The following is a 17,281-nucleotide window of genomic DNA, read 5'->3' as shown; positions in this document are numbered from 1 at the left end:
CGCCTTGCTGTATGCGACTGCTCAGTACGTGGCCAGCTTCACCCGCAGCAACTGCGGGGCGCTGGAGAAATTGAGGCCGTAGTCGGTCTGGTCACCGTTCCAGCGGCGGCGGAACGTCCATTCGCCGTCGACATAGGTGCCTTCATCCACCGAGTGGTAGATCTGCCGCTCGGCAACCGCCGGATCGGCGGCGACCAGGCTGATGCGTGCGTGGGCGCCGGTGACCAGGAATTCATCCGCGCCCAACTGCACCACCAGCGCCCGCCCAATCGGCTCGGGGTTGCCCGGCGGCTCGCCCTGGAACCAGAACTGCGGCACGCCATAGGTGATCACCGCGTTCCACTTGTCATCGATCTTCAGGGTCTGCACTGCCTGCCCTGGCTGCTCGGCGGTGGCACGCACCTTGCCCTCGAAACTGGCCTTGGCGATGACCCCGGCAGCGGGCGCCACCAGTCGATAGTTGAGCGCGAAAGGCTCCAGCGTCTCCGGGTTCATGGCCCGTGCGCCGAGCGGATAGTTGGAGTACTTGGAGTAGTCGATGCCGAACGGCGACCAGCCGATGGCCTGGTGACCCAACGCGGAGAAGAAGTAGCGCGCGTACTCCTCGCGGTTGCCGGTTTCGGCGACGAACAGCGGATTGTCGGCGCGCGAATAGCGTTCCAGCACCGTGGTGTACATCGTGTACTCGGGCATGTAGATGTCCGGCGCCAGCAGATCGATGTTCGGCGCTGCTGCCTTGTACACGTCCAGCACGTTGTCGGTGGGGCCCCCGCTGGCGTACTGGCCGGGCTGGCCGGGATTGAAGGGGCCACGCAACGCAGCGTTCACCAGCATCGGCAGGTTGTACTCGGCCTTGCCGGCGGCGGCGACCTGGTCGATGTAGTGAGCGATATGCCAGGCATGGAAGAACTCGTCGGCATCGGCGCCGAACACGTCACGCCACGTCCCCGGCTGCTTGCCCAGCTTCTTCAGCAGGGCCTCGGGTACGGCCGCATCAAAGTCCTTCTGCGCCAGCGGCGAGAAGTCGCGCACGCTGCCATAGGTGCCCGGCTCGTTCTGCGGCTGCACCATGATCACCGTGTGCTGCGGGTCCTTGGCCTTGAGGTGACGCATCAGCTGCACGAAGGCCTTGCGATCGGCCTCCAGGGTCGCCGGTGCATGCGGTGACAGCGAGTTGAGGGTGCGGCCGTCGGCGGTGATCACGCGTGGGAAGCGCTGGTTGTCCAGCTTCACCCACTCCGGCGCATAGTTCGGGCCGTTGTTCTTCCAGGTGGCGAACCACAGCAGGATGAGCCGCACCTTCTTTTCGCGGGCCTGCTCCAACAGGGTATCGACGAAGGCGAAATCGAACGCACCTTCCTTGGCTTCCACCTGTTCCCAGGCCACCGGCACCATCACCGTGTTTGGCTTGACCAGCTCTATCGCCGGCCATACGTCGTCCAGCGCCTGCGGGTAGTTGCTGGAGTTGTTGACCTGTGCGCCGAGGATCAGGAACGGCTTGCCATCGACAAACAGCGCATGACGACCGTTTTCCGTAACCAGCCTGGGCAGTTCCGTCGTGTTCGCCGGGCTTGCCGCTGCAGCCTTGACGTCGCCAGCCTGCGGCACGGACGCATTCGGGCTCGAACCGCCGCAGGCCGCCAACAGCATGGCCATTGCAGCGGCAAACAAGCCGGTGTTGATCGACGGGGTGCGTTGGATAGTCAACTTCATGGTCGTTTCCTCTTGCTTCTTGCAGGGAACACGGGCCCTCATGGCCCGGTGCGGAAAGGCGACGCCGGCAAGCCGGTGGCGCCTGTCAGATTCGCGGCCTGCGCGGTATCACTCCAGCCGTAACGTGCGGCTACCGGCGCCTTCACTGCACTGCTCTGCAGGATCACCCGGTTGCCATCTATGCGTGCGTGCGCGCGATGGAAACGCCCATCACTGCCTGCAACTTCAAAGCCCTTGGGTTCACCGCCGCCACCTGCCTGCAACGGTGCAGCACCGGGGTCGAAGCGCAGCACCACGTTGCTGCCCTGTACGTCATGGCCAACGTAGCCCGGGCCGGAGGCGATGACCGTGTCATCGCCGTAAACCAGCTTTCCTGCGGCCAGCGCCAGGCGATCGCCAACGGTGCGCTTGTTGCGCGGGTGGATGTCGTGCACATCCCCCACGTCGGTGATCACCACCTGTGCAGTGGCTGGCAGCGACAGCGTCGCGCTCTGCGATTCACGCAGCAGTGCCCAAGGGCTTTCGATAGCGACATCGTCGGCATCGCGCCTGTCCGCGCCGGACGAGAAGGGTGCCAGCTGCACCCACAGGAACGGCAGGTCCGGTGCATGCCATTGCGCACGCCACTGCCCGATCAAGGCCGGGAACTGCTGGCGGTACTTCTGTGCCTGCGGCAGGGTGTTGGCGTTGGATTCGCCCTGGTACCAGAGCACGCCACGCACGCCGTAGTCCTGCAGTGGATGGATCATCGCGTTGTAGAGCAGGGTTGGGTGCTGGTTCTTGTCATCGACCAGCGCGACCTGTGCGCTCTCGACGCGGAAGCTCCAGCCATCCAGCGCACGCGCGGCCGCGCCCTGCGGCTGTACGAACACTTCGCTGGCCTCGCCGTGGATGCCACCACCGCCACCGAAGTCCTGCACGCGCACCGCGACATGGTTGAGGCCGGCATGCAAAGCGGACGCGGGCACGCTGTAGCGACGCGCCAGGTTGTACTGCAACTTGGTTTCGCCAACCTGCTGGCCGTTGACCCAGGTGGTATCACTGTCGTCGATGCGGCCAACGCCCAGGGTCACGCCCCTGGCAGCTTCATCGGCGCTGAGGCGGAAGCTGGCGCGGTACCAGGCAACGCCGTCCATGCCATTCCAGCCCTGGCTTTCCCACAGGCCGGGGACAGTGATGGTGGTCCACTGCGCCGCATCGACATCAGCCTCATGCCAGTGGCTGGCATCGGCCGGCAGCTGCGGCCAGCGCGCGAGGTTGGCGTGGGTTACCTGCAAGGCCTTGGCATCGGCGTCGCGCAGTGCGGCCGCCTGCGCGGCCAGTGCGGCGCTGTCCAGGCCCTGCGTTGCTGCGTCGGTCCATGCTTCGATGGTGCTGCCGCCCCAGGTGCTGTCGATGATGCCGACCGCTACACCGGTGCGCGCGCGCAGCTGCTGCGCGAAGTAATAGGCCACAGCCGAAAAGTCGCCGGCGGTACGCGGCGTTGCCTGCCGCCAGTCACCGCCAGTGAGCTGCCACTGCGGTGCGCCAGCCCACGACTTGGGAATCTTGAAATGGCGGATCAGCGGATCATTGGCAGCTGCTATCGCTGCCTCGGCGCCATCGGTCTGGGCCAGTGGCCATTCCATGTTGGACTGGCCCGAGGCCAGCCACACTTCACCGACGTAGACGTCATGCAACTGCTTTGGCGCAGCCTTGTCGTCGATGCTCAGCACATACGGGCCGCCAGCCGGTAGCGCGGCCAACGGTGCACGCCAGTTGCCGTCGGCAGCGGCCTTCACCGTCACCTGTCTGCCCGCGAAATCGATGCGTACCTGTGCACCCGGTGCCGCCTTGCCCCATACAGGCACGGGCTGGTCACGCTGCAGCACCATGCCGTCGGCGAACACGCGCGGCAGCTCAACTGCCTGTGCACTGCTGGCAAGCGCTGCCAGGCCAATCACTGCGAACAACGGTTTCAATTCGATTCTCCGTACCAGATGCCACGGCCTTCGGTGCCGAAATAGACGCGGCCGGGAATACGCGTATCACCGGTGACGTGACGGATCACGCCGCCAAAGCGCTGCGCGTCGTTGTCGATGCGGGTCCAGCGGCGGCCACCGTTGTCCGAGCGGTACAGGCCACGCTTGCCGGCCATCTCGCCGAATGCGAACAGCACCGGCGTGTCACCGTCCTTGAGCGGCTTGCCCAGCCCGACCGAAAACACGTTGTCCAGGCCTTCCACTCGACGCAGCTTGCCCGGCGACCAGTGCAACAGGCCTCGCCAACCAGCGGCAACCCAGGCCTCACCGGCCTGCCACGGATTCGGTCGGATCTCGGCACGGAACCAATCACCCACCGCCCCGACGCCGGCCTCGGCCTGACGGAATTCCACGCCGCCGTCGCCACTGACATACAGCGCGCCGCTGACCGGATCGAAGCCGTAGTACACGCCGGCCTCCCGCTTGTCCGCTTCCACCACCGCATTCTTCGGCAGGCCTTTCACCGCCTGCCAACGGCCGCCGAAATCGGCACTGAGCCAATGGCCGCCATTACGGGTCTGCCAGATCACCCGCTTGCCATCGGCGGCCAGGGTGATGCGGCCCGCACCCTCGCCATCGGGCGGTTCGTGCGCGAATGCCGTCCAGCTGCGGCCGCCATCCTTCGACCAGGCCGCACGCACCGCGCCTTCGGGGCGGTCATGGAAGTAGCCGGTACGCACCATCAGCTGCGGTGCCTGCCCGGCATAGGCAAGGCTTTCGGTATTGGAGAAGCGCACGCCGGCAAACCGCTGCTGCGGTGTGTCCAGATCGTCATGCACGAAGCCGTCGATGTCGCCCAGGCCACTGACCAGATGCGCACCCTGCGGCGGGCTGACCAGCGCCAGCGGAACGGTCTCCTCGAAACCGGCCAGCGGGAAACGCCAGGTCAGGCGCTTGCCTTCGTCGAAGCTGCGCAGGTCGCGCGTATCCCAGATGCCGTAGCCGGTGACGAACTGCAGGTGGCCGGCATCGTGCGGGTCAATGGCCAGCACGCCGATCCAATGCGGCCGCGCCTCCGCGGTCCACGGCGCATACGAATGATCGAAGTCGGCACGTGTGGACAAGGCAGTCCAGCTGCGGCCGCCATCGACGCTGCGGAAGATGTCATCGTGCGGCGCAAAGCGGTTGAAGGTGCTGGCGACAATGCGCTGCGGGTCCTGCGGGTCCACCGCCACCGCACCCCAGCCAAAACCATCGCCCTGCAGGTCGCTGGACTGCGGTGCCGGGGTGATGTCGGTCCATGCACCGTCGCGCGGATCAAAGCGCCACAGCGCACCGTTGTTCATGGTGTTGGGGCCGGGCTGGTCGCCGTAGCTCAGCAACCAGCGGCCCAGGCTGTCGCGCACCATGTGGTTGGGGCGCAAGCCGGTCGGCTGGCCCGGCACTGCCTGCCAGCTGCTGCCTGCATCGTCGGAGCGGTACAGCGCGGTCTGCTGGGTGGAGACGCCGGCGTATACCGTGCGCGATGCACCGTCGCCCCCCTTGCTGTCTGGTTCGAAACTGATGAAGGCCACGCCGATGGCCTGCGCACCGTTCCAGCTCGGTGCCGTGGCCGCCGAGGATTTGGCGATTGCCGGAAACGACTTCAACTCGCTCCAGCTGATGCCTCCGTCGCCGCTGCGCCAGACGCCGTTTGCACGGGTGCCAAACAGCAGCACCTTGCCGTCGTTCGGGTCCACCGCCAGGCGCTCTCCATTGGCGCGGCCAAGTTCATTGCCGCCCATCTTGAACGGCAGTTCGGTGCGCTGGAAACTCTGCCCGCGGTCGCTCGAACGCAGGATCACGCCATTGCTGCCACGCGCATGCAGATAGGTACCCACCGCCATGTACAGGCGATCGGGATCGGCCGGATCAACGGCCATGCTTTCCACGCCGAAGCGGCCCTGGTCGCTGGCATCCATCCAATCCAGCAACGGTTGCCAGCGCTGCTGCGCCGGCTCCCAACGGTACGCGCCACCGATATCGGTGCGCGCGTACTGCAGCCCCTGTTGCTGCGGGTGGAAGACCAGCCCGGTTACGAAGCCGCCGCCGCCGATGGCGACGTTGTGCCACTGGTACTCCGCTGGCGCCACCGCGGGTGCGGACAGCGCGACCGTCGCTGGCAGCAGCATCGCCGCCGCCAGCATCCACCGCCGCAGAAGCCCGGCGCCCGTGGCCGCGTGTTGCTGCGTACCACCTGTAGTGAAGCGCCCGACACCTGCCATCACCGCACCTCCGTTCAAAGATCCAGGTTGGCCCGGATGCTCAATCCATAACGACGATCATTGACGTACCAGCCGTTGGGACGGCTGCTGCTGCCGTAGTAATCCGAGCGCACCTCGTCCAGCAGGTTGGTGCCATCCAGGGTCACCGACCATATCTTGTTGAGGTTGATGCGCAGCGAGGCATCCAGCTGGCCGGTTGCGTCGTGGTACTGCGGCACGTGGCCGGCGTTCGGCGGCCGCGTGGTGACCAGCCAGGTATCACGCCAGTTGTAGGCGGCACGGAACGACACACGTTCCTTTTCGTACATCAGCACCACGTTGTAGCTCTTCTTGGACAGGCCTTCCAACGGCAGGTAGGAAATCTCGATGCCGTCGGTGCTGGCGGCATCCGGTGCCGGCGCCTTGCTATCCACGTAGGTGTAGTTGGCCTCGAAGCCCAGGCCGTCCAGCGCGCCCGGCAGGAAGGTGAAGAACTGGCGGTAACCAACTTCGAAGCCCTTGATCTTGCCATCCTGACCATTGGCGCGGGTCTGCAGCTGGAACTCGCGCACGCACTCCATGCTCACGCATGGACGGGTCTCACCAGTGGTGGAACCTTCCAGCGGCATGTCGAAGTTCGGATCGAAGTAGTTGGCGGCGATCGTGTCGTAGTAGTAGAAGCCGTCAACCTGCTTGTAGAACGCGGTGCCGTAGATCATCGAGCCCAGGCCGAAGTACCACTCCAGCGAGGTATCGAACTGGTTGGAATACATCGGGTCCAGGTTCGGATTACCGCGGCTGGCGTAGGAGACGCCACCGGTGTTGAAGTCGAAGAACGTGTCGTTGAGATAGACGTAGGGGTCCATCAGATTGAAGTCCGGGCGCGACATCGCCCGCGAAGCGGCCACGCGCCACTGCAGGTTGTCGGTCAGGAATATGCGGAAGTTCAGGCTCGGCAGCACGTCCGTGTAGGAGTGCTTGGCGTTGACCTGGTTGGTGTCATTGGTGGCCGAATTCTGCGCCAGCTCATAACCGTTGACCGTGGTTTCGGTGCGCACGACGCGCGCGCCGACATTGACGTCCCACGGGAAGCGCGCCGAGTCGTTGCCCAGGCGCAGCATCGCGTATGCGGCGTAGGTCTTCTCGGTGTACTCGCGGATGTCGGTGATCGGGTTGTAGGCGATCGGCTCGTGGCCGAACATGCGCACGGTGTTCTCGTAGTCGGCGACCATCTCGTCGCAGGCAACGTAGCCGGTCGGCAGCCCGCTGTTGCCACGGAAGTGGTCACTGAACGGGAACAGCCGGTAGCAGGCATCGGGATAGTCGCCGAACGGCGCCGGGGTGAAGCTGCCCCAGGCATTGTCGGTACCGGCCGGTGCGATCTTCTGCCAGTTCCAGCCCGAGCTGCGGGTGATGGCGCTGCGGTCGGTGTAACGCACGCCCATGCGCAGGTCGTTGAGCAGGTCGCTGTCGAGGAAATCCCAGCGCAGGTCGGCGCGCCAGGAGAACTGGTCGGCGTCGTTGTTGTCACGCTTGTCCAGGTGCGAGTACCAGCCACCGTAGTTGCTGATGTCACTCATATAGCCATTGATCGGCTGGCCGGTCTCGCGGTCCAGGACGGTCACCGACGGATAGCGGCCACTCATGTCCACGCGCACCGGCGGCACGCCGTACAGGCCGGACCAGCCACGCCAGTCATCCGGATCCACCTGGCCGGCGAGCAGGTCCACCCAGTAGTTGACGCTCTCGGTGGTGGCATCGATGTACTGGAAGTCGGTGGACAGGTGCAGGTTGTCATTGACCTGCCACTTGCCGCCCAGCGCATAGTCGGTGGTCACCGAGTTGCGCCAGTCCATGCGCGCGGTGGTGGTGATCAGCGCATTGTTGAAGGTGCCGTGCTGGAACTCGCCGTTGCCGTCGAAGCCGAACGGGTCGTTGAACGCTTCATAGCCCGGGATGCTCGGCGAAACGAAGCCCCAGCCGTTGTTGGACCAGTTCACCAGGTCCTGGGTGTTGTTGTTGAGGTTGCCCACGCGCACGCTGTATTCGCGGTTGCGGAACTTGTAGTCCGAGCGCAGCACGGTGCCGTAGATCTCGACGTCGTCGTTCGGCTTCCAATGCAGCGCCACGTACTGGCCGTCACGCTCACGGTCACCGAAGTGGCTGTACATGCCGACTTCGCTGGGAATGACAACGCTCTGGCCTTCGTAGCCGGGCACATCGTCATAGGACAGGTAGCTGCCCATGTTGATGCGGTCTTCGCGGTACTGGCCTTCCTGGTGGGCAACGTTGAACAGCACGCCGAATTCACCGGCGTCGGTGTTCCAGCGGTTGGAGAACAGGATGGATGCCGAGGGCTGCAGCGAGTCGCGCAGGTCCCACTTGTTGAGAGTGAAGCTGCCGGAGACCTTCATGCCGTCCTGGTCGAAGGGCATGCGCGTGCGCAGGTTGACCAGGCCACCGAGGCCGCCTTCGATCATCTCCGCGCTGGGGTTCTTGTAGACGTCCACGCCACCGAGCAGTTCGGCTGGCACGTCTTCCCAGCTCAATGCACGGCCGGCGTTGGCGGTGAAGATATCGCGGCCGTTGAGCTCGCTGCGCACCTGGGTGAGGCCGCGCACCATGATGCCGCTGCCTTCGCCCTTGTTGCGGGTGATCTGCACGCCGGTGATGCGCTGCAGTGCTTCGGCAACGTTGTTGTCGGGCAGCTTGCCGATGTCCTCGGCCACGATCGAATCAACGATCTGGTCGGACTGTTCCTTGATGATCTGGGCCTTGGTCAGGCTGCCGCGGGTACCGGTGACTTCGACCGTATCCAGGTCGGTGGCCTTCGGAGTGGTGGTGGCATCCTGTGCTTGAGCGGCGGCCGACAGCAGCAGCGCCACGCTCAGCGCAAGGACAGTGGGGTGCAGACCAGTACCGGCGCGGCGACGCGCGCTATTGGCCACCGTAAGGCGGCTCTGGAACGTTGACATGAGTGTTCCCTCCCAGGACACATGGCGACGATTGAGTTGTCCCAGCACCGACGTCGTTGCGCCTTTGGCACCAGGTGAAGCAGGTTGAAAACCGCGTACCAAAGCACCCAGCCACAACCGGGCACTCGACTTACCGCACTCCACATCCTTTGCCGATGGAGCCGCATGCCCCCCTTGGCGCACGCAGGCCATGGCCCTGATACCGGTGACCAATGACAGCCACGGCGGCGAGCATAGGCGGGGGTACTCATTCCCGACCAATGAAAAAATGCGCAGGATGTATATCGGAAGCGAATACCCCGCTTCAGCCGGCCGGCGGGTACAACCTCCGCGCGGTCTGCCGCAGGGCCTCCAGCACGCGCTCGGCACCCGGCGACAACAGTTGGTCACGGCGGCGGATGATGCCGAAGAACTCCATGCGCACGTCCAGCGCGATCGGCAGCACCAGCATCTGCCCGGTCTGCAGGTAGGGCGCCACCGACTCGGCCGGCAAGGCGGTCAGCAGGTCGCTGTGGCGCAGCAGGTGGATGGTGACCGGCAGCGAGGTGGTCTCGACGATGTTCTGCGGCGGCACCAGGCCATGCTCCAGGAACACCGCGTCCAGCCGTGAGCGCAGCACGCTGCCGTCCGGCGGCATGATCCAGCCGTGCTCGACCAGGTCGCCGTAGCTGACCCGGCTGCGCCCGGCCAGCGGATGCCCCGCACGCACGATCACCGAATGCGGCTCGTCGGCCAACGGTTCGAACTCCAGCTCGCTGCTGCCCTCGGCGCCCATGATGCGGCCGACCACGATGTCCAACTGGCCATCGAGCAGCTTGGCCACCAGCGGGCGGCTGTAGTCCATCTCGATCCGGATCAGGATGTCGGGGAAGTCGCGCTTGAGCGCGGCCACCGCCTGCGGCACCAGGTTGGTGCCGGGGTTGACCACGGTGCCAATGGCTGCCTGGCCGGTGCGGCCACTGCGCAGCGCGGCGATCTCGTCCTGGGCGCGGCCGATCTCCGACAGCGCCGAGCGCGCACGGCGGATAAGGACCTGCCCGTACCAGGTCGGCTCCACTCCGCGCGCGTGCCGCTCGAACAAGGGCACGCCCAGCAGGTCCTCCATTTCCGCCAACAGCTTGGACGCGGCCGGCTGGGTCATGTTGGCGGCCTCGGCCGCGCGCAGCACCGAGCGCTGCTCGTACAGGTGCAGCAGCAGCAACAGGTGGCGGGTCTTCAAACGGGTGGCATTGAACCAGCCGGTGGTGGGTTGAACCATGCGTGCCGATCCCCTCGGCTGAGTAGCTATTCGCCCAGCGAATACATTACGACAAAAATTTCATTTGTCGCGCATAGGTTCTCACGCAAGGCTATGCCACGCTTCCGTCACCGCCCCTGCCGCCCCCCGGCTGCAGGGCCGGCAACGACAGAACGCCAACGGGAGAACGGGATGAGGGCAGCATTGCCAGCCGGCGCCAACCGCGCAGGCCGGGACACGCGCGGCAACACCAGACTGGCGGGAGGCCGCCGATGAGCGGTCGCCTGGCCGGCAAGCTGGCCGTGGTCACCGGTGCCGCCAGCGGCATAGGCGCCGCCATTGCCCGGCTGTTTACCCGCGAAGGGGCGCAGGTGGTGGGCATCGACCTGCACCCGGCCAGCATCGACGGCGTCGAACTGCTGCAGGGTGACATCACCGACGGCCCGGCGATGCAGGCGGCCATCGACGGCATCCTGGCCCGCCACGGCCGCATCGACGTGCTGGTCAACAATGCCGGTGCCGATGTATTTTCCGACCCCCTGCAACTGCAGGAGGAACAGTGGCAGCGCTGCTTCGCGCTGAACCTGGACGGCGCCTGGCGGCTGTGCCGCGCGGTGCTGCCAGGCATGGTGGCGCAGCAGGCCGGCGCCATCGTCAACATCGCCTCGGTGCACGGGCACAAGATCATCCCCGGCGCATTCCCCTACCCGGTGGCCAAGCATGCCTTGATCGGCATGACCCGCTCGCTGGGCATTGAATACGCCGCGCACGGCATCCGCGTGAACTCGATCTCGCCCGGGCTGATCCTGGTGCCACGTATCGAGGCATGGTTCGAGCGCGAGCCCGGTGCCCGTGAGCGCCAGACCGCCCTGCTGCCCCCCCGCCGCATCGGTACGCCGGAAGAAGTGGCCTATACCGCCCTGTTCCTGGCCAGCGACGAAGCGCGCTTCATCAACGCCACCGACATCCTGATCGATGGCGGCCGCTCACAGGTGTACCACGACTGACATGACTACCCTGCCCTTCCAGTTGCCCTTGATCGCCATTCTGCGCGGCATCACCCCTGCCGAGGTGGACGCGCACGTGGATGCGCTGGTCGAGGAAGGTTTCGATGCCATCGAAATCCCGACCAACTCGCCGGACTGGGAGCAGAGTGTGCAACGCAGCGTGCGCCGCCACGGCCAGCACGCCTGCATCGGCGCCGGCACGGTGGTGCAGCCGGCGCATATCGATGCGCTGCTGCGCAGCGGTGGGCGCTTGATGGTCACCCCCAATACCGACCCGCAGCTGATCCAGCGTGCAGTCGCCGAAGGGCTGCTGGTGGCAGCCGGTTTCGCCACCGCCAGTGAAGCATTCCAGGCACTGCGCGCAGGTGCGCAGCTGCTCAAGCTGTTCCCTGCCTCCATCCACGGCCCGGCCCTGGTGCGCGCCCTGCGCAGCGTGCTGCCGCCCGTTCCCCTTTTCGCCGTCGGTGGCGTCTCCCCCACCACCCTGGCCAGCTATCTTTCCGCTGGTTGTCAGGGTGCGGGCACCGGCGGTGACCTTTATCAACCCGGCCAGTCGGTGCAGACCACGCGCGAGCACGCGCGTGCCTTCCGCCAGGCCTATCTGGACTACTCGGCATGAAGATCGTGCGTCTGACCACCTACCAGGCCGCGCCGCGCTGGTTGTTCCTCAAGATCGAGACCGACGAGGGCATCAGCGGCTGGGGCGAACCGGTGATCGAGGGCCGCGCCGCCACCGTGGAAGCGGCCGTGCATGAGCTGGGCGACTACTTGATCGGCAAGGACCCGGCCCGCATCAACGACCTGTGGCAGGTGCTGTACCGCGGTGGTTTCTACCGTGGCGGTGCGATCCTGATGAGCGCCATCGCCGGCATCGACCAGGCCTTGTGGGACATCAAGGGCAAGGCCCTGGGCGTTCCGGTCTACCAGCTGCTCGGCGGCCTGGTGCGTGACCGCATGAAGACCTACCGCTGGGTAGGCGGCGACCGCCCCGCCGACATCGTGGCGCAGATGCGTCACTACCAGGGCCTGGGTTACGACACCTTCAAGTTCAACGGCACCGAAGAGCTGAAGCTGATCGACAGCCCACGCGCCGTCGATGCGGCCATCGAAAAGGTCGCCACCATCCGCGAAGCACTTGGCAACACGGTCGACTTCGGCATCGATTTCCACGGCCGGGTCAGCGCACCGATGGCACGCGTGCTGCTGAAGGAGCTGGCGCCCTACCGCCCCTTGTTCGTTGAGGAACCGGTGCTGCCGGAGCAATGGGAGTATTACCGCCCGCTGTCGGAAGTCAGCAGCATTCCGCTGGCCGCGGGCGAGCGCATGTATTCGCGTACCGAGTTCAAGCCGGTGCTGGCCGCCGGTGGCCTGTCCATCCTGCAGCCGGACCTGTCGCATGCCGGCGGCATCAGCGAGTGCCACAGGATCGCCGCCATGGCCGAAGCCCACGATGTGGCACTGGCCCCGCACTGCCCGCTGGGCCCGGTGGCGCTGGCTGCGTGCCTGCAGGTGGATTTTGTCGCCCACAACGCGGTGCTGCAGGAGCAGAGCATCGGCATCCACTACAACGAGGGTGCCGACCTGCTGGATTACGTGATCAACAAGGACGATTTTGCCTGTGATGCACAGGGCTGCATTGCCGCCCTGCCCAAACCCGGCCTGGGCGTGGAGATAGACGAGGCGCGCCTGGTCGAAGCCAGCAGGCAACCGCCGCGCTGGCGCAACCCGCTGTGGCGCCACAGCGACGGCAGTGTTGCCGAATGGTGAGTGCGGCCAACGTGGAAGTGGACGTAACGACAAGCACCGCGCAGTTGCTGGTGGACAGCCGCTGCAGCCTGGGTGAAGGCATCCTGTGGTGTGATCGCCGCAACGTGCTGTACTGGACGGACATCCTTGCCGGCCACTTGTGGCGCCACGACCTGGACAGCAACCGCAGCCGGTATTGGCAGCTGCCCGCGGCGCTGGGCTGCCTTGCCCTGGCCACCGATGGCCGCCTGCTGTTGGGCCTGGCCAAGGGCCTGTATGCCGCCGACCCCGAGGCCGCGCTGCAGCAGGATGAACTGCCGCTGCAGCTGCTGTGCCCGGTAGAAACCGACGACGCGCACACCCGTATCAACGACGGCCGCGTCGATCGCCATGGCAACTTCGTGTTCGGCACCAAAAGCGAGCATACCGACAGCCGCCGTGCCGGCCGCTATTACCAGTGGAGCGCAGCCCACGGCCTGCGTCCGCTGCCCCTGCCCTCGGCCGCCATTCCCAATGCCATCTGCTTCAGTCCGCGGGGCGAGCGCATCTACTTCTGTGATTCACCCGATGGCCGCCTGCTGAGCGCGCCTTACAGTGCCGCCAATGCCCACACCGGGCAGGTGGAGGTATTTGCGACGCTGGCCGAACCGGGCATCGAACCCGATGGTGCGGTGGTCGATGACGATGGCCATCTCTGGAATGCGCACTGGGGCGCCGGTCGGATCATGCGTTACACCGACAACGGCGACGTCGTGGCGCAGGTGCTGCTGCCTGCCCGCCATGCCTCGTGCTGCGTGCTGGGCCGCGATGCGTTGTACATCACCAGCGCCCGCATCGGCCTGGACGACGCCGCGCTGGCACAGCAGCCCCTTGCCGGCGCTGTTTTCAAACTGCCTTTGCGCGGCGTAAGCGCGCGGGTTGATCGGGTGCAGCTGCCATGATCGCCGTCGACTGGGGCACCAGCAGCCTGCGCCTGTACCGGCTGGATGCCGAAGGGCATGTCTATGAGCGGCGCCGCAGCGAGCAGGGCCTGCAGGCCAGCGCCGGCCAGTTCGAAGCAGTATTGGCGCGGGAGATCGCAGGCTGGGACGATGCACTGATCCTGCTGTCCGGCATGGTGGGCAGCCGCGGTGGCTGGCGCGAAGTGCCCTACCTGCCCTGCCCCACCGGCATCGACGAACTTGCCGGCGCACTGGTGCCCCTGCAGGCCCCCACGCTGGCCGAGCGCACGCTGTGGATCGTGCCGGGCATCAGCGACACCGGTAACGACGCCGTGCCCGATGTGATGCGCGGTGAGGAAACACAGCTCGCCGCCCTGCTGGCGGTGCTGCCGCGCGGCAACCACGTGGTGTGCCTGCCCGGTACGCACAGCAAGTGGGTGGCCATTGCCAACGGCCGCATCCAGCGCCTGAGCACGGCGATGACCGGCGAACTGTATGCCGTGCTGCGCAACCACAGCCTGCTCGGCAAACTGATGCCTGCCGATGACAGCCGCTTCGACGCCTGGGCCTTCGAGACCGGCCTCAAGCGCAGCCGCCAAGGTGGCGGCCTGCTGCACCATCTGTTTGGTGTGCGCACGCTGGGGCTGTTCAACCAGATGGAAGGCAGCGCGCTGCCGTCGTATCTGTCGGGCCTGTTGATCGGTCACGAGATCCTGGCCAGCGGCGTACTCGAGCACACCCCGCGCCTGTCGCAGGTGCATCTGATCGGCAACGACCGCCTGCTGGCCTTGTATGCGCAGGCATTGACCGCCTGGGGCGTGGGCGTGCAACGCCACCCCGAGGACCTGGCCGCGCGCGGCATGCATGCGCTGTGGCAGCACCGCGCATAGCCTTCCCACCATGGCAGCGGGCCCGTGCCGGGAGCTGGCGGACCCGCATCCCCTTGCCCGCAAGAACAAGGAGCACTGCATGCGTTCACCCAGACCCTGGCCCCTGCTGCTCCTTTGCCTGGCATCCGCGCTTTCCGCGCCGGCCTCGGCCGACGTATTGATCCATGCGATCAGCTACCACGGCGACGACGCACAGCCACCATTGCAGCCGGGCAACTTCCGCAACCCCATCGTTCCCGGCTTCTACCCCGACCCGTCGCTGGTGCGGGTGGGCGACGACTTCTATCTGGTCAATTCCACGTTCGGCTATTTCCCGGGCCTGCCGATCCACCACAGCCGTGACCTGGTCAACTGGACGCAGATCGGCAACGCCATCGACCGCCCGGGCCAGATCAACTACGGCAAGGACGAGCTGACCCGTGGCCTGTTCGCCGCCTCCATCAGCCACCACGGCGACACCTTCTACATCGTCAACACCTGCTTCTACTGCGACGGTGGCAACTTCCTGGTCCACGCCAAGGACCCCGCCGGCCCCTGGTCCGATCCGGTATGGCTGCAGGTGCGCGGCATCGACCCGTCGCTGGTGTTCGACGAGGACGGCAGCACCTGGGTGGTGCACAACGACGTCCCCGATGGCGAGCTGCGCTACGACGGCCACCGCGCGATCTGGCTGCAGCAGATTGATCTGGCCAGCGGCAAGGCCATCGGCGCACGCCGCCTGCTGGTGGATGGCGGCGCCGACCCGGCCAGCAGGCCCGAGCACATCGAGGGCCCGCACATCTTCAAGCATGACGGCTGGTATTACCTGACCGCCGCCGAAGGCGGCACCGGTGAGCAGCACGCGCAGATGATCTGGCGCAGCCGCCAGCTGGCCGGCCCCTACCAGCCCGGCCCGGCCAACCCGGTGCTGACCCAACGCGATCTCGACCCCAATCGCCCGCAGCCGGTGACATCGGCCGGCCACGCCCAGTTCGTGCAGCTGGCCGATGGCAGTTGGTGGACGGTGTTCCTGGCCACCCGCCCTTATCGCGGCAACCAGTACAACCTGGGCCGCGAAACCTTCCTGCTGCCGGTGCAGTGGCACGATGGCTGGCCGCAGGTACTGCCGCGCGGCGCCAGGTTGCCCACGCAGCTGCCCCGCCCCATCGTCGCCGACATGCCGCTGCCACCACGCGACAGTGCCGCCTTCAGCTGGACACAGGATTTCACCGCCACCACCCTGCCCCCGCAATGGCTGACCCTGCACCCGCCACAGTCGGCATGGTTCAGCACCGGCGCCAAGGGCCTGCAACTGCAGGCAGGCGATACCGCGCTGGGAACCTTGGAGAGCGGCGGTCAGGCGCACTACCTGGCGCATCGCCTGCAGCACCACGCCGCCACCCTGGAACTGCAGCTGGACGCCGCCAGCGTGGCAAACAACGAACTGGCCGGGCTGGTGCTCCTACAGAACGAGCGCTATCACTATGTACTGGGCCTGCAGGCACGTGGCGGCAAGCGCATGCTCGCCCTGTACCTGCGCGCCGGCGACCAGGATCCGGCAACCGGTCGCCTGCTGGCGGCGGTGCCGCTGGCTGCCGACACCAACACCGTCGGCCTGCGCCTGGTACTGGACGGCCCCAAGGCGCAGGCCTGGTTCGCCCCCCGCCCTGATCAATGGCAGCGCATCGGCGGCGACCTGGATGCCAGCCTGCTCAGCGCCGACACGGCAGGCGGCTTCATCGGCAACACGTTTGGCGCCTATGCCTTGAAACTTCCTGATCGAAAGCAGAACCGGCAGCAAAAGGCGGGGACAGCGTGGATTCCGTTCCGAAACCCGGTTCCGGACCGGGGTCCCCCTGGCTGTTCCGCTTGACACCCCAGCCCTCAGAAACAACCCTAGGGCCATGAGTATCGACCTTAATCCTCTCTCGCTCCGCGAGCTGACCACCCTCATCCGTGACGCCAAGGAAAGGCAGAAAGCACTCAATGGCCGGCAACCTGTGGACAAGGTCCGGCGCCAGCTGACCGCACTGGCACAAAAGTCTGGCTACACCATCGAGGAACTCTTCGGCGAAGGGGTCACCTCTGCGGCAAAGGCCAAGCCCCGCCGCCGCAAGGGGCCCAAGGTAGCGCCGAAGTACCGCGACCCCGAAAGCCCGTGGAACACCTGGACCGGCCGCGGCAAGATGCCGCTCTGGCTGGCCTCCAAGATCCGTTTCGGCCATAGCCCGGTGGACTTCCTGATTCCCGGCGTCGCCAAGCTCACCCCGAACGACAAGCCGCTGACCGGCAAGCGCCAGCTGTTCAAGCAGAGCTGAAGCGCGCTTCAGCGCTGCGGCACTGCGTGCAAAGCCCCTGCCGAGCATGGCTCGGCACTACGCCCCTCCTTTTGCCGCAGGCAAGGGGAGGATTGGCAGGGGTGCTGTTCGCGATTGAACTGCGGTGGATGCAACGCCAGCTTCGCGGCATATGCAGCCCCTGCAACATTGCCTGCAAGTCCTCTGCCGAGCATGGCTCGGCACTACACCCCCTCCCTTTGCCGCAGGCAAGGGGAGGGCTGGGGAGGGGTGCTGTTCGCGGTTGATCTGC

At 66.1% G+C, this 17,281-nt stretch carries 12 protein-coding genes; 7 read left to right on the top strand and 5 right to left on the bottom strand.

Features of this window, described 5'->3' with window-relative positions:
- Nucleotides 1-21: 21 nt before the first annotated feature.
- From B2527_RS02735 to B2527_RS02715, 5 genes are all read right to left on the bottom strand, one after another.
- The gene (locus tag B2527_RS02735; protein ID WP_293706010.1) at nucleotides 22-1,713 is read right to left on the bottom strand and encodes a DUF5597 domain-containing protein; all 1,692 of its coding nucleotides are present in this window, start codon (nucleotides 1,711-1,713) and stop codon (nucleotides 22-24) included.
- A gap of 38 nt (nucleotides 1,714-1,751) precedes the next feature.
- On the bottom strand, nucleotides 1,752-3,587 hold the full coding sequence (locus tag B2527_RS02730) for a sialate O-acetylesterase (RefSeq protein ID WP_293706028.1): 1,836 nt from the start codon (nucleotides 3,585-3,587) through the stop codon (nucleotides 1,752-1,754).
- 83 nt (nucleotides 3,588-3,670) lie between these two features.
- Entirely contained in the window at nucleotides 3,671-5,938 is a 2,268-nt protein-coding gene (locus B2527_RS02725; RefSeq protein WP_293706009.1) for a sialidase family protein, read from the bottom strand.
- Between the two features lie 14 nt (nucleotides 5,939-5,952).
- Nucleotides 5,953-8,892 carry a TonB-dependent receptor gene (locus B2527_RS02720; RefSeq protein WP_293706008.1) on the bottom strand — a complete coding sequence of 980 codons (2,940 nt, stop codon included), beginning with the start codon at nucleotides 8,890-8,892 and terminating at the stop codon, nucleotides 5,953-5,955.
- A gap of 304 nt (nucleotides 8,893-9,196) precedes the next feature.
- Nucleotides 9,197-10,150 (bottom strand): LysR substrate-binding domain-containing protein, encoded by a 954-nt coding sequence (locus tag B2527_RS02715; RefSeq protein ID WP_293706007.1) that lies wholly within the window; start codon nucleotides 10,148-10,150, stop codon nucleotides 9,197-9,199.
- 251 nt (nucleotides 10,151-10,401) lie between these two features.
- Between B2527_RS02715 and B2527_RS02710 the strand changes: the two genes are divergently transcribed.
- The 7 genes from B2527_RS02710 (at nucleotide 10,402) to B2527_RS02680 (ending at nucleotide 17,010) form a co-directional block, all read left to right on the top strand.
- Entirely contained in the window at nucleotides 10,402-11,136 is a 735-nt protein-coding gene (locus B2527_RS02710) for an SDR family oxidoreductase (protein ID WP_293706006.1), read from the top strand.
- Nucleotides 11,105-11,755 carry a 2-dehydro-3-deoxy-6-phosphogalactonate aldolase gene (locus B2527_RS02705; protein WP_414716972.1) on the top strand — a complete coding sequence of 217 codons (651 nt, stop codon included), beginning with the start codon at nucleotides 11,105-11,107 and terminating at the stop codon, nucleotides 11,753-11,755. Before B2527_RS02710 ends, B2527_RS02705 begins: the two co-directional genes overlap by 32 nt.
- Nucleotides 11,752-12,903: a galactonate dehydratase gene (dgoD, locus tag B2527_RS02700; protein WP_293706004.1), complete on the top strand. Its 1,152-nt coding sequence runs from the start codon at nucleotides 11,752-11,754 to the stop codon at nucleotides 12,901-12,903. Before B2527_RS02705 ends, dgoD begins: the two co-directional genes overlap by 4 nt.
- The gene (locus tag B2527_RS02695; RefSeq protein ID WP_293706003.1) at nucleotides 12,900-13,823 is read left to right on the top strand and encodes an SMP-30/gluconolactonase/LRE family protein; all 924 of its coding nucleotides are present in this window, start codon (nucleotides 12,900-12,902) and stop codon (nucleotides 13,821-13,823) included. The genes dgoD and B2527_RS02695 overlap by 4 nt, the downstream gene beginning before the upstream one ends.
- Nucleotides 13,820-14,713 carry a 2-dehydro-3-deoxygalactonokinase gene (locus B2527_RS02690; RefSeq protein ID WP_293706002.1) on the top strand — a complete coding sequence of 298 codons (894 nt, stop codon included), beginning with the start codon at nucleotides 13,820-13,822 and terminating at the stop codon, nucleotides 14,711-14,713. The genes B2527_RS02695 and B2527_RS02690 overlap by 4 nt, the downstream gene beginning before the upstream one ends.
- Before the next feature lie 79 nt (nucleotides 14,714-14,792).
- Nucleotides 14,793-16,565 carry a glycoside hydrolase family 43 protein gene (locus tag B2527_RS02685; protein WP_293706001.1) on the top strand — a complete coding sequence of 591 codons (1,773 nt, stop codon included), beginning with the start codon at nucleotides 14,793-14,795 and terminating at the stop codon, nucleotides 16,563-16,565.
- A 31-nt stretch (nucleotides 16,566-16,596) separates the two neighbouring features.
- Nucleotides 16,597-17,010, top strand: a complete 414-nt coding sequence (locus B2527_RS02680; RefSeq protein ID WP_293706000.1) for an H-NS histone family protein — start codon at nucleotides 16,597-16,599, stop codon at nucleotides 17,008-17,010.
- Nucleotides 17,011-17,281 lie beyond the last annotated feature (271 nt).

Source organism: Stenotrophomonas sp. UBA7606 (genome assembly GCF_002477705.1).
Taxonomy (GTDB): Bacteria; Pseudomonadota; Gammaproteobacteria; order Xanthomonadales; family Xanthomonadaceae; genus Stenotrophomonas.
Note: the sequence above shows the minus strand (reverse complement) of the source record. Positions and strands in the feature narration are given on the sequence as shown.